Annotated in this window: 17 protein-coding genes and 6 pseudogenes; 5 read left to right on the top strand and 18 right to left on the bottom strand. The window is 42.0% G+C overall.

From position 1 onward, the window contains the following. Positions 1-2: 2 nt before the first annotated feature. The 5 genes and pseudogenes from AUL54_RS17765 to AUL54_RS17750 all read right to left on the bottom strand — a co-directional run. Positions 3-656 carry a hypothetical protein gene (locus AUL54_RS17765; RefSeq protein ID WP_060964695.1) on the bottom strand — a complete coding sequence of 218 codons (654 nt, stop codon included), beginning with the start codon at positions 654-656 and terminating at the stop codon, positions 3-5. Between the two features lie 22 nt (positions 657-678). Further along, positions 679-929 (bottom strand): annotated as a pseudogene (locus tag AUL54_RS17760) (XtrA/YqaO family protein). 83 nt (positions 930-1,012) lie between these two features. After that, positions 1,013-1,356, bottom strand: a pseudogene (locus AUL54_RS17755) (RusA family crossover junction endodeoxyribonuclease). A 304-nt stretch (positions 1,357-1,660) separates the two neighbouring features. Further along, positions 1,661-1,891 (bottom strand): annotated as a pseudogene (locus tag AUL54_RS22000) (ATP-binding protein); the annotation flags it as partial. Continuing rightward, positions 1,837-2,331: pseudogene (locus tag AUL54_RS17750) on the bottom strand (recombinase RecT); the annotation flags it as partial. The pseudogenes AUL54_RS17750 and AUL54_RS22000, both read right to left, overlap by 55 nt. 183 nt (positions 2,332-2,514) lie before the next feature. On the opposite strand from AUL54_RS17750, the gene AUL54_RS17745 reads away from it, so the two are divergent. The 3 genes from AUL54_RS17745 (at position 2,515) to AUL54_RS17735 (ending at position 5,309) form a co-directional block, all read left to right on the top strand. Beyond that, on the top strand, positions 2,515-3,357 hold the full coding sequence (locus AUL54_RS17745) for a sialate O-acetylesterase (protein WP_060964694.1): 843 nt from the start codon (positions 2,515-2,517) through the stop codon (positions 3,355-3,357). After that, positions 3,354-3,881: a PadR family transcriptional regulator gene (locus tag AUL54_RS17740; protein ID WP_060964693.1), complete on the top strand. Its 528-nt coding sequence runs from the start codon at positions 3,354-3,356 to the stop codon at positions 3,879-3,881. The genes AUL54_RS17745 and AUL54_RS17740 overlap by 4 nt, the downstream gene beginning before the upstream one ends. A gap of 555 nt (positions 3,882-4,436) precedes the next feature. Beyond that, positions 4,437-5,309, top strand: coding sequence for an AraC family transcriptional regulator (locus tag AUL54_RS17735; RefSeq protein WP_060964692.1), 873 nt, complete (start codon positions 4,437-4,439; stop codon positions 5,307-5,309). A 302-nt stretch (positions 5,310-5,611) separates the two neighbouring features. Here AUL54_RS17735 and AUL54_RS17730 read toward each other — a convergent pair whose 3' ends face one another. The 9 genes and pseudogenes from AUL54_RS17730 to AUL54_RS17695 form a co-directional block, all read right to left on the bottom strand. Then, positions 5,612-6,148, bottom strand: a complete 537-nt coding sequence (locus AUL54_RS17730) for an ATP-binding protein (RefSeq protein ID WP_060964691.1) — start codon at positions 6,146-6,148, stop codon at positions 5,612-5,614. Positions 6,149-6,311: 163 nt separating this feature from the next. After that, complete coding sequence (locus AUL54_RS17725; RefSeq protein ID WP_060964690.1) at positions 6,312-6,530, bottom strand: hypothetical protein; 219 nt, start codon at positions 6,528-6,530, stop codon at positions 6,312-6,314. A 97-nt stretch (positions 6,531-6,627) separates the two neighbouring features. Continuing rightward, positions 6,628-8,004 carry a Tet(L)/Tet(K)/Tet(45) family tetracycline efflux MFS transporter gene (gene tet / locus AUL54_RS17720; protein WP_060964689.1) on the bottom strand — a complete coding sequence of 459 codons (1,377 nt, stop codon included), beginning with the start codon at positions 8,002-8,004 and terminating at the stop codon, positions 6,628-6,630. 33 nt (positions 8,005-8,037) lie between these two features. Beyond that, positions 8,038-8,100, bottom strand: coding sequence for a tetracycline resistance efflux system leader peptide (locus AUL54_RS21995; RefSeq protein WP_134816631.1), 63 nt, complete (start codon positions 8,098-8,100; stop codon positions 8,038-8,040). Positions 8,101-8,230: 130 nt separating this feature from the next. After that, positions 8,231-8,707: pseudogene (locus tag AUL54_RS17715) on the bottom strand (GNAT family N-acetyltransferase); the annotation flags it as partial. A 144-nt stretch (positions 8,708-8,851) separates the two neighbouring features. Beyond that, entirely contained in the window at positions 8,852-9,352 is a 501-nt protein-coding gene (locus tag AUL54_RS17710; RefSeq protein WP_060964688.1) for a DinB family protein, read from the bottom strand. A gap of 196 nt (positions 9,353-9,548) precedes the next feature. Further along, on the bottom strand, positions 9,549-9,800 hold the full coding sequence (locus AUL54_RS17705; protein WP_060965133.1) for a DUF2651 family protein: 252 nt from the start codon (positions 9,798-9,800) through the stop codon (positions 9,549-9,551). A 259-nt stretch (positions 9,801-10,059) separates the two neighbouring features. Next, a pseudogene (locus AUL54_RS17700) lies at positions 10,060-10,883 on the bottom strand (HAD-IIB family hydrolase). A 32-nt stretch (positions 10,884-10,915) separates the two neighbouring features. Continuing rightward, entirely contained in the window at positions 10,916-11,728 is an 813-nt protein-coding gene (locus tag AUL54_RS17695) for a Cof-type HAD-IIB family hydrolase (protein ID WP_060964687.1), read from the bottom strand. A gap of 220 nt (positions 11,729-11,948) precedes the next feature. Here AUL54_RS17695 and AUL54_RS17690 point away from each other — a divergent pair, with 220 nt between their 5' ends. Further along, positions 11,949-12,674 carry a MurR/RpiR family transcriptional regulator gene (locus AUL54_RS17690; RefSeq protein ID WP_060964686.1) on the top strand — a complete coding sequence of 242 codons (726 nt, stop codon included), beginning with the start codon at positions 11,949-11,951 and terminating at the stop codon, positions 12,672-12,674. Positions 12,675-12,811: 137 nt separating this feature from the next. Here AUL54_RS17690 and AUL54_RS17685 read toward each other — a convergent pair whose 3' ends face one another. Both AUL54_RS17685 and ybaK read right to left on the bottom strand, forming a co-directional pair. After that, complete coding sequence (locus tag AUL54_RS17685; protein WP_060964685.1) at positions 12,812-13,729, bottom strand: MBL fold metallo-hydrolase; 918 nt, start codon at positions 13,727-13,729, stop codon at positions 12,812-12,814. 46 nt (positions 13,730-13,775) lie between these two features. Continuing rightward, positions 13,776-14,258 carry a Cys-tRNA(Pro) deacylase gene (gene ybaK / locus AUL54_RS17680; protein WP_060964684.1) on the bottom strand — a complete coding sequence of 161 codons (483 nt, stop codon included), beginning with the start codon at positions 14,256-14,258 and terminating at the stop codon, positions 13,776-13,778. A 215-nt stretch (positions 14,259-14,473) separates the two neighbouring features. Between ybaK and AUL54_RS17675 the strand changes: the two genes are divergently transcribed. Continuing rightward, a complete protein-coding gene (locus tag AUL54_RS17675; protein WP_060964683.1) occupies positions 14,474-15,682 on the top strand; it encodes an MFS transporter in 1,209 nt (402 codons plus the stop codon). A 149-nt stretch (positions 15,683-15,831) separates the two neighbouring features. On the opposite strand, the gene AUL54_RS17670 is transcribed toward AUL54_RS17675, so the two are convergent. Beyond that, entirely contained in the window at positions 15,832-18,993 is a 3,162-nt protein-coding gene (locus tag AUL54_RS17670; RefSeq protein WP_060964682.1) for a bifunctional cytochrome P450/NADPH--P450 reductase, read from the bottom strand. A 27-nt stretch (positions 18,994-19,020) separates the two neighbouring features. Then, complete coding sequence (locus AUL54_RS17665) at positions 19,021-19,587, bottom strand: TetR/AcrR family transcriptional regulator (RefSeq protein ID WP_016938851.1); 567 nt, start codon at positions 19,585-19,587, stop codon at positions 19,021-19,023. Between the last annotated feature and the right edge of the window lie 101 nt (positions 19,588-19,688).

Genomic DNA, 19,688 nt, shown 5'->3' with positions numbered 1-19,688 from the left:
ACTTAATCTTTTAAATTTAATAATAAATCATTCAAATCGCAAATAAATTTGTAAACAACTTCGTGAAATTCTTTGCAAAATTCCCTATTTAGTATATGTATTCTGTCACGGTCATCAATTTCAATATAATTGGTTTTTCTAATAATTTGAATTAATTCTTTTTGCTTTGTTTCATCTGGTATCATTGTTATTATTCCTGAATTGTGAATATAACAATTTCTAATCTTTGAATAATCAACAATTTTATTCCAAACATTGTTCGAGAATATTTCTGACTCTTTAAATTTCTCATTACTTTTATATCTTAATTTAAAATAACTTTTGGCTTTAAAAATCCCTCTATCATACTTAACTTTGTCTAAAATTGCTTTATCTAAACATCTGCTTATAAGGTGGTACTCTAAAAAGCTATATATACTCGTGAATACACTACTTCTCAAAATTGAAGGATATGTGCTATTGAAGTCATGATATTCATCAATATAATAATCCCAATAATCTTCTTCAATTTCTGGGCTCAATTCTTTTGCTTCATTTTCATACCGCATTTTTGATTTTTCAAATCTGTCTTCAACGTCATCCAAATATTCAATAAACTCATTTAAAGGTGACAAAACCCTTAAATAGAAAGCAACACCTGATCCCTTTAAAAACATTACTATCCTCCAGCGTTTTTGTTTATTTTACTACAAAACCACTTTTAAAGTGCCTTTTTAATAAACTATCATTCATTTTAAACCCTATCTCATGATCAACCCGCGCAAAGCTACCCTTTACAGTTTGAATCACTGTTTACCATGCTCCGGAGCATCTAAGACATGGGCAGTACCTTGATTCCCATCTAAAACAATAATTTTAACCTTCCCTTGGTCAATCTTCTGCTGAATAGTGAAGCCTTTTTTGATGTTTATTTCTCTTGGATTGTACACTCAAAGCGCTCCCTGTGTGTTATGATAGAAGGACCAGTTCATATCAAGAACACTGAGGCTAAGCGCTTCGGTGTTTTTTATTTTTAGGCAGAAACCTCTTTTATCTTGATCTCCACTCTCGGCTCTGCGCTATAAAACTTGCTTACTTTCAGATCCCCAACCTGACTATCCTCTTTGTAAATAAGATGATTCAGGGATCTTTTACACCCTTTACATAGTTATCAATATCAAGCTTAGTTGTCGGCTGCAGAAGTCCCTTTTCAGCTTGTTCTTTCTTCTTTTTTGAGTTTGAAACTGATTTCGGCATAGGTCTATACACTTTGACATCCATAAAGACAGGACCAGTAATAATTGTTTCTGGACGATGCTGAGACGCAACCAATGCCACATACTGTTTGAAATACTTTGATTTCGTTGGATCACGCATATGCACCTTCCCATTTCGTATTGATCCACTGGCAGCCCCTGTGCGATTGGCTCACCATAAACAATGAACTTAATGCAATTCAACTGTTCTTTACCTCCCGTCAAGCTGTTCCCATAGCTGAATTTCTTTTTCTATTCTCGGTGCGGAGACTAAAATTGTCAGCAGAGACACGACTGCTTTAAGCACTCAGCAACCGCTCTATTTATTTTTTCCTCAAGTAAACGGATTAGTTAGCGTAATTCTGTAAGACTTAGAGGTCCAAATATATAAAGTCCATCAGCTGCTTTTACATTCGTTTTTTCCTTCATTCCCAAGCACCTAACCTATGATTTAATTGCATTCGATCGCCTTTAATAATCACTATGTAATCACGATACATCTGGTAAATTCGTGAACCAAGAGCCTCGTCAATGTCCAAAATCTCATCGAGTATTAACTCCGAAGAAATCAGCAAAGGCTTGTGATTCAAATATCGATAATTTAAGACTGACTGGATTTGATCAACCTGCCAATCGTTTGCCCTTGGATCACTGTTTCTACAGGCTTGCCATCAAAAGGATCGGCTTCTCGCACGCTTGGTTTTCTGTATTTTCTTTGTTTGAAGGCTCGGAATCGATAATTTCTGAACTGTCTGTTTCATTAATAACTGCTTTTTAGAAAGAATCCCCCACTTGCTCAAAACTGCTTTTCATACAGGCTTAAGTGCCATCGCATCCCCGTCATTTTTCCATCCAACATCAGACTTACTGAATTTCTTTTTGTGCTTTTCTGCTTGTGCCTTTGTCCAATACACTGTTTTTCGAAGCCATTTATCAACTCAAAATAAGCTGCATAACCAATTACCGCATCTGATTCTCGTTTTTCAAAATCAATCTCCTCAGTCAGCGGATGGCACTTCTGCAATTCGCCTTCATGAATCGGTATGCAATTGATGGACTTATATCGGCCTGTTCGCAAAGCAAGCTTGTATGTACCCAAGCAGTAAACTGTGTAGCCCTCTTTTCTAACACTTCCTCAACCTTTCATGATCGCTCCTTGCTGTTTCACAGGAACGCTTTTCATACATACTAATAAAACCTTGTTAAAACTTTACAAGACAAACTGAATTGACTATAGTCTAATTAGACCAAATATTGATGTAAAGAAGTGAAAAATTAGATGATAAAGTCTTTTTTGATGTTGGGGCAGTCGAATATGGCAGGCCGTGGATTTTTGAATGAAGTAGATCCTATCTATAATGAAAAAATAAAAATGCTGCGCAATGGACAGTGGCAGATGATGACAGAGCCGATTAATTACGACCGTCCGGTTTCCGGCGTTGGTCTGGCGGCATCTTTTGCAGATGCATGGTCGAAAGCCCATCCCGATGAAGAAATTGGCTTGATCCCTTGTGCGGAAGGTGGCAGTTCATTGAATGACTGGCATCCGGAAGGCATCCTTTTTCAGCATGCTTTGTCCGAAGCCCGCTTCGCCCTCCGATCCAGTCAAATTTGCGGAATCCTTTGGCACCAGGGTGAGAGTGACAGTTATCGTTCGCTGCATGAAACTTATTACGAGAAATTAACCCTTATCATCGAGACGCTAAGAAACGAGTTGAAACTTGATGAGGTACCGTTGATGATTGGAGGGCTTGGTGACTTTCTTGGGAAGATCGGTTTTGGACAGCATGCGACTGAATTTCGACAGGTTAATGAACAATTGCTGCGTTTCGCTAATGAACAACCGAATTGTTATTTTGTTACTGCAGCAGGCTTGACTGCGAATCCTGATGGCATTCATTTAGACGCAGCTTCACAACGCAAATTCGGTTACCGCTATTTCGAGGCTTTTTCGAAAAAGTGCCATATCCTGAAACCTATTTCGGGAGAGGAGCAATCACTGAAAGTGAAGGGCGGCTATTCTAAAACAGAACAGATTTACCTTCATAGTATGGATTTGGCATCGGGCAAAATCACGTACGCGGAATTTGAGGCGCGGATGGCGAAGGTGATGAAACCATAATTCCCTTACTTATCCTTGGCCTGCTCATCCAAAACCCCGGCGCTCATGGCTATGAACTTCTGGCCTTAATGGAAAAACGTCATTACAAATACATTGTTAACTTCACAAAAGGTTCATTTTATTACAATCTGCAGCAACTTGAAGAAAAGTGTTTTATCGAACAGATTCATCAGAAACCCTCAACCAGCGGGCGTGAAATCCGTCACTTTAACGTCACAGAATCGGGAAGGGCAGAATTCGAGAAATTAATGATCAAATACGGCACCAAATCGGAATATGTGAACCTGCAATTTTATGGGGCGTTACTCTTTGCCGATGAATTCGACAAAAATAAATTACTGGATCTGATCCAATCACAAATCGATCAGACTAAAACTCGAATCGAGCTCCTTGATGAATACCTGTCTGTCACTCAAGAAATTCCCGGCACAATCAATTACTTTCGTCGTATGAACGAAAATTCCCGTTCACATCACTTGGTTAATTTAGAATGGTTCGAAAAATTGAAAGCAGAAATAGAATGAACTATTTCATAATAAAAAAATGCAATGTTAAATATATAAGAAGATGAGTTACCTACATATAAAACCTGTGTCGCAGATATCTCGTAACATCATTGACACAGGTTTTATACTCCTTCTTTAATTAAACCAGTAATAGGGTTGTCAACACTTGCCCCCCAACAAGAGCAAGTGAATCTGCTGCGTGTTCTTCTTTTTCAATCCTTCGTATGAATAACCACTTTTTACACCTATTTAGTATTCAAGTAAGTCAACTGATTTTTCTCCTTCTTCCGCTAAACTGCTGCTTTAGTCGAATAAGCAAAAGTGATCTCCCTTAAGGAAGAATACTTGCGAAAAGCCGGATCTGACATCCTCTTATTTTCTTTTTAATATAAAACAATGATAACTTTCTTTCATCTTATGAAACCCAATCAGTTATGAGGTGTTTTCTTTAGCTGTACAAATACAGGTGAATAACTTAATTATTACATATAAGTTATCCTGCAAAACTGTGCACGGAATGTCGGGTAGATACATTTCGCTCCTGTTATTCTTTTGTTAAAGGAGGTCAAATAAATGGATTCGCTTAAAAGGATGAATAGCGCATTAACGTATATTGAAGAAAACCTCACGAACGATATTGATTTCAAAGAAGCAGCAAGGCTTGCTTTCTGCTCTGAATATCATTTTAAAAGGATGTTTTCCTTCCTTGCAGGTATTTCATTATCGGAATATATTCGTCGCAGACGTCTTACTCTTGCAGCTTTTGAACTTAAAGACAGCAGCGTTAAGGTGATTGATCTTGCAATAAAATACGGTTATCACTCACCAGATTCTTTCGCAAGAGCATTTAAACATTTGCATGGCATAAGACCAACAGAAGCTAAACATAATGGCCATTCACTTAAAGCTTATCCGCGAATGACCTTCCAGTTATCAATCAAAGGAGGAAATGAAATGAACTATCGCATTGAAGAAAAAGAGGCATTTCGCATCGTCGGCATAAAAAAAAGAGTCCCTATTTTGTTCAAAGGAGTGAATCCTGACATTGCATCGATGTGGGAAAGTTTAGATGAAGCAGCAATCAATCAACTAAAAGAGCTTTCTAATGTAGCGCCTGCAGGACTCATTAGTGCATCCACGAACTTTTCTGAAGGCCGGACAGAGGAAAACGGAGAGCTTGATCACTATATTGGCGCAGCCACAACGAAACATTGCCCAAATCATCTATCACAGCTTGAAGTCCCTGCTTCAACGTGGGCTGTATTCGAAGCAGTCGGATCATTTCCGAATGCACTGCAGGAAGTATGGGGGCGGATTTATTCCGAATGGTTTCCATCGTCAAATTATGAACAAATTGAAGGTCCAGAAATACTGTGGAATGAGCATAAAGATGTAACATCACCATCTTTTAAAAGTGAAATTTGGATACCCATTTCAAAAAAGTAATATATCTTACAGGAAGGGGGCTCATCCCTTCCTCACTAACCCGATCTGCGGCAATATTGATGCCGCTAAATCTACGAATTGAGTTTTTTAATGAGCAGAGCCGTTCTTACAGAAAATCTAAATTGAGGTGTCCTATTGCGTTTTGATGCTCTGCATCGCGCCTCTTATTTCCCGCTTTAACGTCCGATCCTTTCTGCAATTGCTTCTGCAAAGTCTGACGTTGATGATTGACCGCCAAGATCTCCCGTTTTGATTCCTGCCTTCACGGTTTCCCGAAGTGAGTTTTCTATGCTTCTGTTCGTTTAATTAGAATTCAAATAATCCAAGACACGATCAACTCTTTCATTGACTGAGTAATCTCCTTCAATTTTTAACACTGGACAAGATAAATCTGCCATCCAATGTTCGTGTAAAGCTTTACTTCTAACTTCCATACCAGCATTATCATATAAAGAAGCCCACTCTAAAAATGTTTTTGATTCTTCATATTTACTGCCGCCGGCTAACACTTCGTTTCCATAACGTTGAAATTCCCTATGCCTTAATCTTTCAAGCCGGATATCTTGCGGAATCCATAAGAAGATGACAAGGTCAAATTCACTTTTTAGATCATCGCCCCAGCGGCACACTGCGCCAGAAAGAATCCATTTCTCATTTATTGTTAAGTCTTTTTCAAGCAGCTTTCTTCTTTCAGGAATTTCTCTTTTTTTAGTGAATTTATCTGTCCAATAGTAATCATCAGTATCAAGATGCGTATGAGGCAAATGCTTTGATAATGCAGCACCCAATGTTGAAGTGCCGACTCCAGAGGCTCCCAGTATGTGAATCTTATTTTTCATAGTTCCCCCTCCTTATGAAGCAACGAAACTCCCTGTCCGCTGCACAAGGTTCTGACTATTATTTTAACATAAATCCCCAAAACCTTTGCTTTTCTAGGGGAATCCAGATGCGTGTTAAAACCATACTGCTTACGAACTTCATGGTCATTTTCAAAAAGAATGATTAACTTTCTCTCCGGCCTATTTTAATATCCTCATACACTTTCTCAAAAGTCTCAATTGGCAGCGAAAACTTAGTTGTTTTCTCGTTACGCTCATTGACCACGATCTCAATTTGATTATTTTTTTGTTCAAACTCAATAAGTGCATTCTCCCATTTATCTCTGATTGAAATGATACAATTTCCATTTTTCTTTTCCTTTTTCTTATAAATGTAATTCACCTTAACTCTCCTTTCATTGATCGACAAAAGGTTTCGGAATAAGGAAGCTCCTCAAAAAAAGGATCAAAACTTTTATCAAGTTTGATCCTTTCCCTTTTTAGTCATTTCTCCGCGAACGTTTATAGACATTCAGGGTTACCAGCCAGCTCATAACGATGATTCCTGCAAATAGGATCAGCATATTACTGTACAAATAAGCGGAATGATCAGCGTTAACAGGCAGCAGCCTTTGATCCAGCAAGCGGATCGATAATAAACCGCCTGCAATCGCAATGCCCGTTCCCTCTGATAAAAAGCTCGTAAAATTAAGCAAACTCATTCCGGACCCGGCTTCCTTTTGTTTTAAACTGCCAGACACAATTGTAGATATAACCGTTTTTGTGAAGGAGAGCCCCCCAAAAACAAAAACGATTATAACGGTCATGAGCCAAGGTGTCGCATCTATAAAAAAGGCAGCAATTAAAAAGCTGGAAGACATCAATACAATCCCAATGGTGAGCACATATAAAGAACCTTTCCGATCAACAAGCAATCCTCCAATGTAACCGAAGATGATGACGCTCATCGTCCCGGGGAACATAATCCCGCTTCCAATTGCCGCAGTACTTAAATGGTGAACATCTTTCATCATATAAGGAATCATAGACACAAATCCTGCAGCAGTGCCGAATATCAGGCCTCCGCAAAGGACGCCCATCATAAACAAGACATTTTTCCCCAGTGCAGGGTCAACAAAGGGATCTTGAGTTTTCCTAATATGTTTCACAAATATCAGGAAAGCTAGAATACTGATGGTCAGAAAAGACATTCTATATGACGTTGTAAACAGCAGAAAAAATACGATGCCTGCAGACATTAATATAATCCCCGCCATATCAAAGCGCCCGCTGATTCTTTCTTCCTTTTCAAGCAGTTTTATCAGGAATGGAACGGTAATAACTGTTGCTGTTGGAATAAGCAGCAAATATGACCAGTGAATATAATGAGCGATCATTCCGCCAATAGCTGGTCCGACACCTTCCCCCATTGCCACCAGCGACCCGATCAGACCAAATGCTTTACCCCTGTTTTCTTTCGGAATATAGCGTACGACTGCAACCATTACAAGTGCCGGGAATGCGGCAGCACCAGCTCCTTGAATAAACCGACCTAAAATGAGTATGGGAAAAAAAGAGTGACCAACAAATCCAATGATTGATCCGAAGCCATTGACCATAATCCCAAACAGGAGCAGCTTTTTGATGCCCAGCTGATCTGATAACTTCCCATACAGAGCAGTTCCGATGGAAAAGGTTAGCATAAAGGCCGTGTTCACCCAGTTTGCACTCGCTGGCAGTTTATGAAAATCGTTGGCGATATCAGGTAACGAGACGTTCAAAACCATTTCATTTAATACGCTGAAAAATGACAGAACACAAAGCCAAATGAACACTTGGTTGTGCCGTAAAGTTGATTGTGAATAAGGCGTATTCACAATTTCCCCTCCATTAATGAGGGCAGACGCAGTTTATAGGGCCATTGATACGCTTCCCTCTTTTAATTGTACCCTGTTCATTTTTTTGCACTTCATACTTAACTCCCCCTGCATAGATTGATATATCTTATTATATACAGATTAAGGTATACAACAATAAGGCTCGCAAAAAAAGAAAAATCCTCAATCCGATATTATGAATACATTGCGACACACACCCGCTATATGCTGTTGAAAAATTCGAATAACGCATTGTATCGGCCGCTCCTATGACAAAGTTATTTTTGGCATAAAAATGACAAGCTGAAACGTTAATATCTTGTGTTTCAAGCATGAGACCGCATAAATGATTCTCCTTTGTCCACTCAATCGCTTTATCTAATAAAGCCGTCCCGACACCATTTTTTCTATTTGCAACGTCAATGTCTTTAATCAGTGCGTATCCATTCCAATTAGAACGAAGCTTACTCCGGCCGACACAGTGGTTCTCTGTGTAATTAAAAAGACAACTTTATCCTCTTCTTCAATATAACTGACATCAATTTCTTCATCGTCATATTTTTTGACATAAGGTTCAGCAAATATCTCCTCTGTATATGTCCAAACATTTTTCAAATGAAGGGATGATTTTCCCTGAAACAACGAAAGGTTCGTTTGGTTTATTGAAGTCTTTCATATTGAATCGAGTCATTTTAGTTATCATAATAATCACCTTTCTGCATTTATTCACCTTGCTTTACATCTTTTTAACTGTGATTCGTGGCATTTCATGGATCCCGGTTTAAAACAAAAAAGATACCAACATCGATTGGTATTATCTATTCATTCGAGCTCTTACACCAACATCCTATTCCGGAGCTTCCAACCCAAACTTTGTCCATTCTTCTTTTGCCGGGCCATAAATACCTGGAACAGGTAAACCTGCCTGTCTCATAAGAACGGTCATTTGTCCCCGATGATGACTTTGATGTTGAATTAAAAACAGTAAAAGTGAACCATTTGGTAACTGCTGACCCATAAAGCTGATACGTTCTTCAAGTGTATCGTCAGTCCATTGCGTTTTTAACGCCTGCACGAACGCATTGCTTGCTTGATGATAGCCGTCAGCTATCAACTGGGCCGAAGCGGGAACAGGATAATCTTCAGCCGGGGCGCGAAACGTTAAATCTGTGTTTAATGTAATGATGCGAATAGCAGCAACAGTATGCCAAGCAATACGGCCTAAAGTCCAGTTCTGTGAAGTGATTTCTTGTTTTAGTGATTTATCAGTCAGAGTATTTAATAGTTTCTGTGTCGCATCGGCTTCGAACTCCCAAGATTTCAAAAAATGGTCTAAGGTTTGAAACATAAAAATCCTCCTTTTTTCCATGCGCCTCGCGTTCAATAATCATGCTCCGTTAAGTTAAAACTTTAAACAGACCTGTCTAATGACATTCTTAATAGAATGCCCGATCTGACAATAACATCCAAAACAAGAATCCGACAGATCACTCTATACTTCTTTTTCTTCAATCGATAAAAAGAAGTATAGCTGTTCAAACAGGCTAATAGTTTCGCTTTGCAAAAGTCGATATCGTCTTAGTGATTGAACCGGAGATAAAACAGCTCCCCGTCATCATAGCCACCCAAATCAAAAATGTCGGCTCGGCACCTATTACAATAAACATAAATATCAAGGACAAAATGAAAACAATAACAACCATCATCCATACTTTTTTGAAGATGAAATATCCTAAAATCCCCAACAGAAAAGAAGCTGCCGGAAGAATGATGAGAATGATATACGCAGGACTCAACAGCGGACTCATACAAACACCTCCTCATGATTTCAAAACGGGGAATTTCCTGTTTTGTTCAGCGCTTTGTCTAATATCAAGTGATATGAAGTAATTTTCTCCATCTCACCATTACGTTCTATTCCATTTATTACATATTACACCAATATACTCAATCATATATAGATATTTATTATTGCAGAAAAAAAGCAGCCTTCGGATAGTCTGCTTTTTTTCGTCCCCTAGTAAGTCCTGCCGCACCGACTTCAGCACACGCGATTTACCCATGTGATGTCTTCATGTTCTGTTCCTGCAGCGCTAATATTCTCATAATCGTATGCATGACGCCGCTTTCCTCATTTGATTTAATGACAAAATGCGCCGCATCTTTTATTTCGTCAATGGCGTTTTTGACCGCAAAGCTGTAGGATGCCGCTTCCATCAATTCTTTGTCATTGCGTCCGTCTCCGAACGCCATTGTTTCATCAGGCGAAACCCCTAACAATCGCTGCAGTTCCTTTACGGTTGTTCCTTTGTGTATTCCGATATTTGAAATGTCCATCCAGGTGTCTTCTGATGCTACGATATATAATTGATGAAAAAATTCATGCAGCTTTTCTTTCGTTTCCTGGCAGTTGGGTCGGGGTCATGAATCGTAATCTTGATAAAGTCGTCTTTTATCTCAGTGAAATCAGCTATTTTCGTTACATGAGCATAAGAGGCATTCACGAATTTCATTTCACTTTCAGACAGGTTCTCTTTCACCATCGCGCCTTTTTTGGTGCACGCAATAATGCTGTGCCCGCAGCTGATTTTTTCCAAAACCTTTATAATTGACAGTCCCGCTGCATTCCTGATCAAAGATTCATATACGAATTTGCCGTTCTTTTTCATACGCGTGGCACTGTCTCCTAAAATCCAAAAATCTTTCGCATCTTCTCCGAATAAAGCCTCCACCCTTTCACACTGCTTTCCGGTACAGAGGGCGAAAGCGACATGCTGTTCCGCCATTACTCGTTTAGTCTCTTCAAATAATGTTCGGTCAAAATCGCCTTGATTATTTAAAAATGTGCCGTCTAAATCCGTAATCACTAATTTAATCATCGTTCAGCACCTCCGCAGTTAAAACGTCTATTTCAGACAAACGGTTTTTCATCTTTGAGAATGGCATCAATCGCGTTTAAGACCCCTTCTTCATTGTTTGATTGCGTGATATGCACGGCTGCCTGCTTAATGCTTTCATGCGCATTGTCCATGGCGACTCCGTATTTCACGGCGGACACCATCTCCAAATCATTCCCGCTGTCTCCGAAGGCCGCGCATTCTTCCTCATTTATCCCCCATTGTTTCTGGAGAAGCTTCATCCCGCTTGCTTTATGAAGCCCCGGCATGATCAGATCTATGTCACCGTGCCCGCTTGATACAGGCGTGACGAAAGTTCCGATGGCGTTTTTCAAATGGCTCAGTAGTGCGGAACAATGTTCGGCGGGAAAGCTGATGGAAAATTTAAAAATGTCATCATCGATGTTTTCAAAATGCGGCACCCTTTTTAACACATGATAATACTTACCGGCATGCAGATATTCATCTTCACCGGCATTTTCATGAATATACGCGCTTTTTTTTCCGCAGACAATGACGTTTTTCACATCATACCGCTTTAAAGCATCGAATACCGCTTGTATTGTATCTTCAGACATTTTACCCGCGAATAATTCTTCTCCGGCATTCACGACAAAAGCGCCATTCTCAGCAACGAAAGCGATTTCACTTTCGATTTCCGGAAAGAAAGATTTCAGCTGGGCATATTGGTTGCCGCTTGCTACGGCAAATTTAATTCCCCGCGCTTTTAATTCACGATACTGGTTCATAAAACGCTCTTTGTTATATGCCATTTCATCATTCAGAAACGTCCCGTCCATATCAACGGCTATCAGCTTAACACCCATATTGTCCTCCTTTTTTCAGACCCTTGAAGAAATGATTCGAATAGCGTATGAACGAATTATAGCCGCAGTTTATTCGTCCCGTAAATCATTGGGTGAAGTCTTGTTCTGAATGACACAATAAGTGATTTGTCACGTAAATATAACGCTATGTTTCTTTTAAAATGATATGTTACGATTAGATGTACATTCACCATTCTCATGAAAAGGAGAATCCCCCTGCATGTTCACACACGAGATGATTGCTTCATTTAACGAGCTTGAAACTTCTTTATACAACTACATCTCTCAAAACAACGAGAAAGTCGTCTATATGCGGATCCGTGAGCTGGCAGATGAAACCCATGTATCTACGGCTTCTATTTTACGTTTCTGCAAAAAAATAAACTGTGAAGGGTTTTCGGAATTTAAGGTCAAGCTGAAAATGTATGCGGAGGCAAATAAAAAAACAAATGTAAAGAGCCCCCATCATTCCGTTGCCGAATTTTTTGAGAGAACAATGAGCGGGGGCATGGAAGAAAAGCTGAAGAAAGCCGCAGCCCTTGCGGCGGATGCAGAAAGCGTCATTTTTATCGGAGTGGGAAGTTCGGGAATTCTTGCCGAATACGGAGCCAGATATTTTTCATGCTTAGGGAAACTCTCCATGTACATTAAAGATCCTTACTTTCCGGTCCATTCCCATTTCCGCCAAAACAGCATAACAATCGCTCTGTCGGTTTCAGGTGAAGGCCGCTCTACGGTCACTCATCTGAATCAGCTGAAACAAGAAGGCAGCCGGGTCATCAGTATTACAAACCATAAACACTCGACCATCGCCAAAATGTCCGATGTAAATCTTTCATATTACGTGACGGAAGAATGGGTTGAAAATGCGAATATCACCACCCAAATCCCCGCCATGTACATACTTGAATCCATGGCACGCGAAGTATACAAGCTGAGAAAATAAACATTCATGCAAAATACCCCCCAGCAAGAGAACTGGGGGGCAGGAAAATCGATATGTTAAACAGCTTAGGCTGAACCAGAAACTTTAAACAGCCGAACAGCGGTTTTTCGTCCCGGAATTGGCTTCTTCTCTATTCGTTACAGCCAAAATGTTTCTCCGAGCGCTAATGCTTTCAGTTTTTCCGGAGGTAATGCAAGACGGTCCCATTCGCTGTGCAGTCTGCTTAATGCTTCCGGGCCTGTATCATCAGCAAGCCGGAATGCTCCGTAATGCATGGGAATGAAGCTGTCAGCCTTCAGCTCCAAAAACGCTTTCACGGCATCTTCCGGATTGATATGTGACACTTTCATAAACCATTCCGGTTCGTACGCGCCTATCGGCATCAGAGCCGCCTTAATATGAAACCTTTCTCCGATTTCTTTGAAGCCTTCAAAATAGCCTGTATCTCCTGCAAAATAGATGGATTCACCGTTTTCGCTTTCTATGACCCAGCCTCCCCAGTGAGAGGTATCGGTATCCCAAAGCGTTCTCCGTGTCCAGTGCTGGGCAGGCACAAATGATATGTTCACTCCCCGCATCTCGAAACGATCCCACCAATTCATTTCAAACACCTTTTTGCAGCCTTTTTTGATGAACAGCTTTTTCAGTCCCGCAGGCACGTAAAAATCCGGGTTTCCTCTCAGTTGTTTTATACTCGGAAAATCAAGATGGTCATAATGCCCGTGTGAAATGAGCACGGCATCAATCTCAGGCAGTTCGCTCAATTCGTATCCGGGATCTGTCAGCCGTTTTTGAAAGCCCATCCGCCGCGCCCATACAGGGTCGGTGATCATGTTAAGCCCTTGTATTTGGATCAGAAATGAAGAATGGCCGATCCATGTAATAGCCGTTTTTGTCCGATTGACGGCAACATCATGAACATCCCTGCCGGCCGCTTTCGGAATGTTCTCGCTTAAGTCTTTACTTTTCTCTCGTCGTTCCTTCATCCATTTCCACATGTCCCTGAATCCATGTTCATTCTTCACGCCATTCAAGTTTTCGTATCTTTTTCTCATGATCATTCTCCCTTGAAACGTGTATTTCGTTCGATTCATCGGACATTTATACAATGTCTGTAAAGGATGCCCGGCTTGCTGCGGCTAAATCTTGAGGCGCTAATTTCACCTGCAATCCGATTTTCCCCGCACTGACAATCATAAACTCCAGTGTTTCAGCGGATTTATCAATAAAAGTCGGAAACCATTTTTTCATGCCGATCGGAGAACAGCCTCCGCGCATATAGCCAGTGATTCTCAAAAGGTCCTTCATGGCAATCATTTCTATTTTCTTCTCACCTGCTGACTTTGCAGCCTTTTTCAGATTCAGTTCCTTTGCAACGGGAACAACAAAAACGTAATAACGCTCTGTCCCTGCCGATGTTACTAACGTTTTATAGACATTTTCGGCGGGATATCCGATTTTCTCCGAAACGGAAAGGCCGTCTGCAGGCTGTCCCCCATCTGTTTTGTAACTTAATAGCTCATAGGAAATATTTTGCTGTTCAATGATACGGACGGCATTTGTTTTAACTGTTTTTTTCGCCATGACGCTCCTCCGTTACCTGTATTTCTTTCTGTTTTATATGATCTATTTTAGCCGCTGCAATGAAGCTGTCAATTTGATGATGAAGGTTCATTTTTTGCTTCTCTCCTTCCTTCATAACCTATACGCATTAATTCCATAGTTATTATAAATTAGACACATTGAAATGAAAAGCGTACGATACATATAAAAGCAACAGTGAGAAAAGAGGGACATTCATGACGTTTATTCAGCCTCATACAAAGGCGTACAGAAAGGCCAGCTTGGCTCTGTTTATCAGCGGCTTTGTGACATTTGCCACGCTTTACACGACACAGCCGCTTTTGCCTTTGTTTTCGGAAGAGTTTCATATTTCCGCTGCGGCTGCCAGCTTAACTTTATCCATCTCAACAGCCGTTTTGGCATTTTCATTATTGGCCGCCGCTTCGTTATCTGACGGATTCGGCAGAAAAAAATTGATGGTGCTGTCGTTAACAGCCACTTCTGTTTTAGGCCTATTAACAGCGTTCAGTCCGGCTTTTGCGGCGCTTTTGGCGATGAGAGGTCTGCTCGGTATTTTTCTGGCAGGCGTTCCGGCTGTCGCTATGACATATGTCGGCGAGGAGTTTGATCCGAAGGGCCTCGGGAAAATGATGGGCCTGTATATCAGCGGCACAAGCATCGGGGGAATGAGCGGGAGGCTGTTAACTGGGCTTCTGACCGATTTATTCGGCTGGCGGCCGGCGCTTGCCATCATCGGCATTCTTTCTATAATATTAAGCTATTTGTTTTGGCGTTTTCTTCCGGCTCCGCGCCACTCATCTCAGCGGCATGCGGGCGTAAAAGCGGCATTTAAAGAATATGGAGCGGTCATACACCGCAAGCGGCTGCTTTTGTTAATATCTCTGGGATTTATATTAATGGGGAGTTTTGTCACCTTATATAACTATATCGGTTTTCATTTAATGGCTGCTCCTTATCATTTGTCGCAGACTGTGATCGGCTTTATTTTTATCGTCTATCTCGCGGGAACGTTCAGCTCTGTCTATATGGGGAAAAAAGCGGACCTTTTCGGAAGCTCAAAAATGATTAAGATTGCGATTTTGATTATGCTGGCCGGTGCAGCGGTGACACTTTTGCCCCAGCTTGTCCTTAAAATTGCGGGCATTGCCGTGTTTACCTTCGGCTTCTTCGGCGCACATTCAATTGCAAGCGCCTGGGTCGGCCGGGCAGCCGGTGATCATCGCGCGCAAGCTTCTTCATTATATCTGCTTGCATATTATATCGGTTCAAGTGCGGCTGGATCTTGCGGCGGTTTCTTTTGGACGCATTTTCATTGGATCGGCATCATTTCTTTTATTTCGGTTTTGCTGGTATTGTCTTATCCGGTTTTATTTATGGCGGAATTCAAAAAAAGAAAACATAACCGCCTGCATATAAATCAATAAAAATATTAAAGGTTTGTGTCTTTTGTCCGATAATAAAAATAAGGCCGGCACGATACTCCCTATAACTATTCCTTTTGATTCAGTAGATTTCAAATATCGTGCCGGCTTTCTTCAATTAAATAACAATCTTCATTTGCCTCACGCTTCTGTTACACACCTGCCCAAACATCTTTCGCATATCTTCCTTCCGCTTGCAGCTGTTCAAGCCAATTCAAGGAAACTTTTGAATCAGTGTTATGCACCTTTTCATACGCCTGAAGCAGTACGTTTTCCACAGCCGGAGCCATTTTGCTTCCGTCACCGCATATATAGAGATGGCCGCCTTGGCCAAGAAGCGCAATAATCTGTGCAGCCTCGCGAAGCAGGACATCCTGTACATATACTTTACAATCCTGATCTAACCTGGAATACGCCCGATGCACGGTAACAAGGCCGTTTTTCTCCGCCTGGTCGAATTCATCTTTGTACAGATCGTCTTCTTCAGGATGCCTGCAGCCGAAGTATAAATGAGCTTCGCCCAGGCTGTGACCGGACATTTTTTCGGCAGCCCGCGCCTGGATAAACCCCCTGAACGGCGCAATTCCGGTGCCCGCCCCGACCATAATGAGAGGTGTTTTCGTATTTTCAGGCAGTGAAAAACCGGACTGCGGTGAGCGGATGAAACATGCGGCATGATCGCCATTCTGTAATCCGGCTAAATAGTTCGAAGCCACGCCCCGGTATTCTCCCCGGCCGCTCCACGCCGGAGCAGTCACAACGCCGACTGTGATACTGAGCTCTCCGCTTTTTGCCTTCGGTGAGCTTGAGATTGAATAATAGCGCGCCTTCAATGACGGCAGAAGTTCTAAAAAGCGTGCAAACGGCAGTTCACAAGCCGGATATTCTTCCAGCAGATCCAGCATGGTCATTCGTTTTTTCAGCACGTTTTCTTTATATGCCGCGTCATCAGAATAAAGATGCTCCAATTCTTTTTGGTGCGGCGGGCATACGGCATGAGCCGCGAGTTCGCGAAGCTGGGCTCTCGTTGCCGGTTCCTGCAGTTCTACATATGACGCCAAAATCTCCGGCGCATTAACTGCCCGGTCCATTGGGAGATGAGGCAACTGCCGCCCCTTGATCTTAAAGGGCTGATTCGGATCAAGACCGAACCGGCGAATAACACGGCTGATCAGTTTCCCGCTGTTTTGCGGAAGCACCCCAAGATGGTCTCCTTCCTGATAAGTTTCTGATTCCGGAAGACGCAGCTCAATATGCCGGACTGAGCGCTTGCTGCTTTCGGTATGAAGCTCTTTGTTTGTAATCACTTCCGCCTCAAATGCTTTATACGTTTTGGCAATCGGCGTTTCAGCTGCTTCACTTACGTATTCTATTGATAACTGTGATTTATTCTGCTGTTTTGGAGCGGCTTCTATATGAAAAGCCTTGATGATGTCCTGCCAGAATGAGTCTTCCCAAGCTTCCTGACTGTACTCAAAATCATCGGCATTGTCGCCCTCTCCGAGAGAGGTCAGCCGTGCTGCCCCTTTTTCTTCAAGCACTTTGTCTATAAGGCGTGGGATCCTCTGGTAAGTGGCGGCCCAGTTGCGGTCTCCACAGCCGAAAACGGCGTAAGAAACACCCTTTAATTCCTGGTCTTCAAGGGTTTCCATCCATTTCACAAAACCCGCCGCATTATCAGGCGGCGCTCCGTTGTAAGAAGCCGTAACAATAACGACAGCGCCTTTTACAGGCAATTTCCCGGCATAATCATCGAGCGGGCCGGTTTCAGTTGAAAAACCTTTGCTTCTGCCGATGTCAGCCAGCTCTTCCGCGATCCCTTCCGCAGTTCCTAAATTTGATCCGTAAAGAATGAGAAGCGGAGTTCCGTGGGACGGTATTTCTTCCGTTTCTTCTTTGTGACCGCTGTTTTCAGCTTTATGGTTCTGTGCGGGCTGCTGATTGGACACGTCCTTGTTTTTCACACGGATTTTAAAATCACCAGGCTTAATGGTTAAAGCTTCTTTAATCGTAAGCTCATAATCCGTGTGATCAATCAGTTCAAAGTGTTTAAGGACAAGCCCGAGCACCATTGTCGCTTCCTGAAGGGCAAACTGCATCCCGATGCATGCGCGCTGTCCGTTTCCGAACGGCTTATACGCATCGGCCGGAATTGCCGCGGGATCACTGAACCTTTCCGGGCGGAATAACTCGGCATCTTCTCCCCACGCACTTTTATCCCGGTGCAGCTGCGGAGTCAGAATCGTCACCGGCTGTCCTTTCTCAATCGGATATTTTCCGCCGAGAACCGTATCTTCCTTCGCGTACAGGGAAAATGCCGGGGCAGTCGGATAAAGCCGCAATGTTTCGTTTAACACCATGCGGATATATGTCAGCTGCTGAATCTGCTTATATTCAGGTGTCTCTCCCGTCAGCACCCGTTCGGCTTCCTCAACGGCTTTTTCCAATTTATCTTTATTTTTCAGCAGGCAGTAAATCGCGAATGAAAGCAGTCCGCTTGTGGTTTCATGCCCGGCGATCAAAAAAGTAATGATTTGATAGCGGATATTTTCATCATCCAGCCTTTCACCCGTTACAGGATCTTTCGCTTCAAGCATCAATGATAAAAGGTCAGACAGATTCTCATCCGGATTTTCCCTCCGCTCAGCAATAATCCGGTCTACGAGTTCATTCATCACTTCAATATCCTGCTGGAACTGATGTCTCGTTTTGATCATCAGCTTGTCCTGCAGGCTGTGTCTTTGTGATTGGCGCATTGCCTCCTGCAGCGCACGAAGCATGCTCGTGATAAAAGGATGCTGTGTATCGCGGTAAAAGCTGTTAAAGCGGTAATGAAATCCGCACAGACCGATTGTATCCAGCGTCAGGCGCGTCATATCTTCAGCGACGTCAATTTCTTCGTTCGGATTTAATCTGCTCCACTTCTGCACGAGCTGCATGGCAATATCAAGCATCATTGAGTGATAGCCTTTCATTGCTTTCTGGCTGAAACTCGGCAGTAAAATCCGATGCGCTTTCTGCCAATTCTTTTCGTTTGTCCAGCTCGTAAATAATCCGTCACCGCCAAATTCACGGACTTTGAGCAAGGCTTTGCTGAGGTTTTTGTCAAATCGCTTTTCATCACAGACTTCTGCCGCAAGTTCACGGCCTGATACGAAAACCCCGACAGAGCTCGGAAATTCAAAACGAAAGATCGGGCCGTATTCTTCTGCAATTTTCCAAAGCGATTGTGAAAGTTTTTCTTTTTCCAGGTGAGGGAGATTTTTCAGTGGTCCGTATGTTTTCGGCTGCGGTATAGCGTTTAGCTGTTTCATATTGATCTTCCTTCCTTCTGCGAATAATTAATGAGTTCGGATGGCGTCCCAAGAGCATTGCTCCAATTCTTTCAGAAACGGTTTTGTGATCTCAACGCTTCCCGTCCGGACAAGCTGATAGAGTTTGAGATATGCCCCTAGCAAAATCGCCATCAGCACATCGGACGGCAGATTCCGGAGCACGCCTTCAGACTTGCCGCGCTGAAAAAAGACGTCAAGCATCTGTGTGATTTCATCAAGAAGCTTACGGCTCGTTTCATTCAGAAAGTAGGCGTCCTTATTCGTTTCAAGAAAAAACAATGCATACTCGCTTTCCTTCGTAAAATCAATCAGGCAGTAAAAAAGGTGATGGAACCCTTCTCTTACAGATATTTTCGAAAAATCAGTTTTGACTTTTTTCATAAAACGCTGCGCACTTTCCTGATACAGCACATTAACAAGCGTTTCTTTACTGTCAAAGTAACGGTAAATTGTGCCGGTTCCGACATCCGCCTGAGCAGCAATCATCGGAATCGTCGTTGCGTCAAATCCTCTCTCTGTAAACAAAGTAAGCGACGCTTTCATAATGAGTTCAACTTTGTTTGAAGCTGTCATCTAATCCCCCTTTTAAAATGTGCGGAATGAATATTCATTCCGTTTGTTCAAAAATAATGTACGGTCATCTGATCATTATTGTATAAGAAAAAAACTTTTTT

The sequence above is a fragment of the Bacillus sp. SDLI1 genome (assembly GCF_001553895.1).
In the GTDB taxonomy this organism is placed as follows: Bacteria; Bacillota; Bacilli; order Bacillales; family Bacillaceae; genus Bacillus; species Bacillus siamensis.
This window is presented reverse-complemented; position numbering and strand designations above follow the sequence as displayed.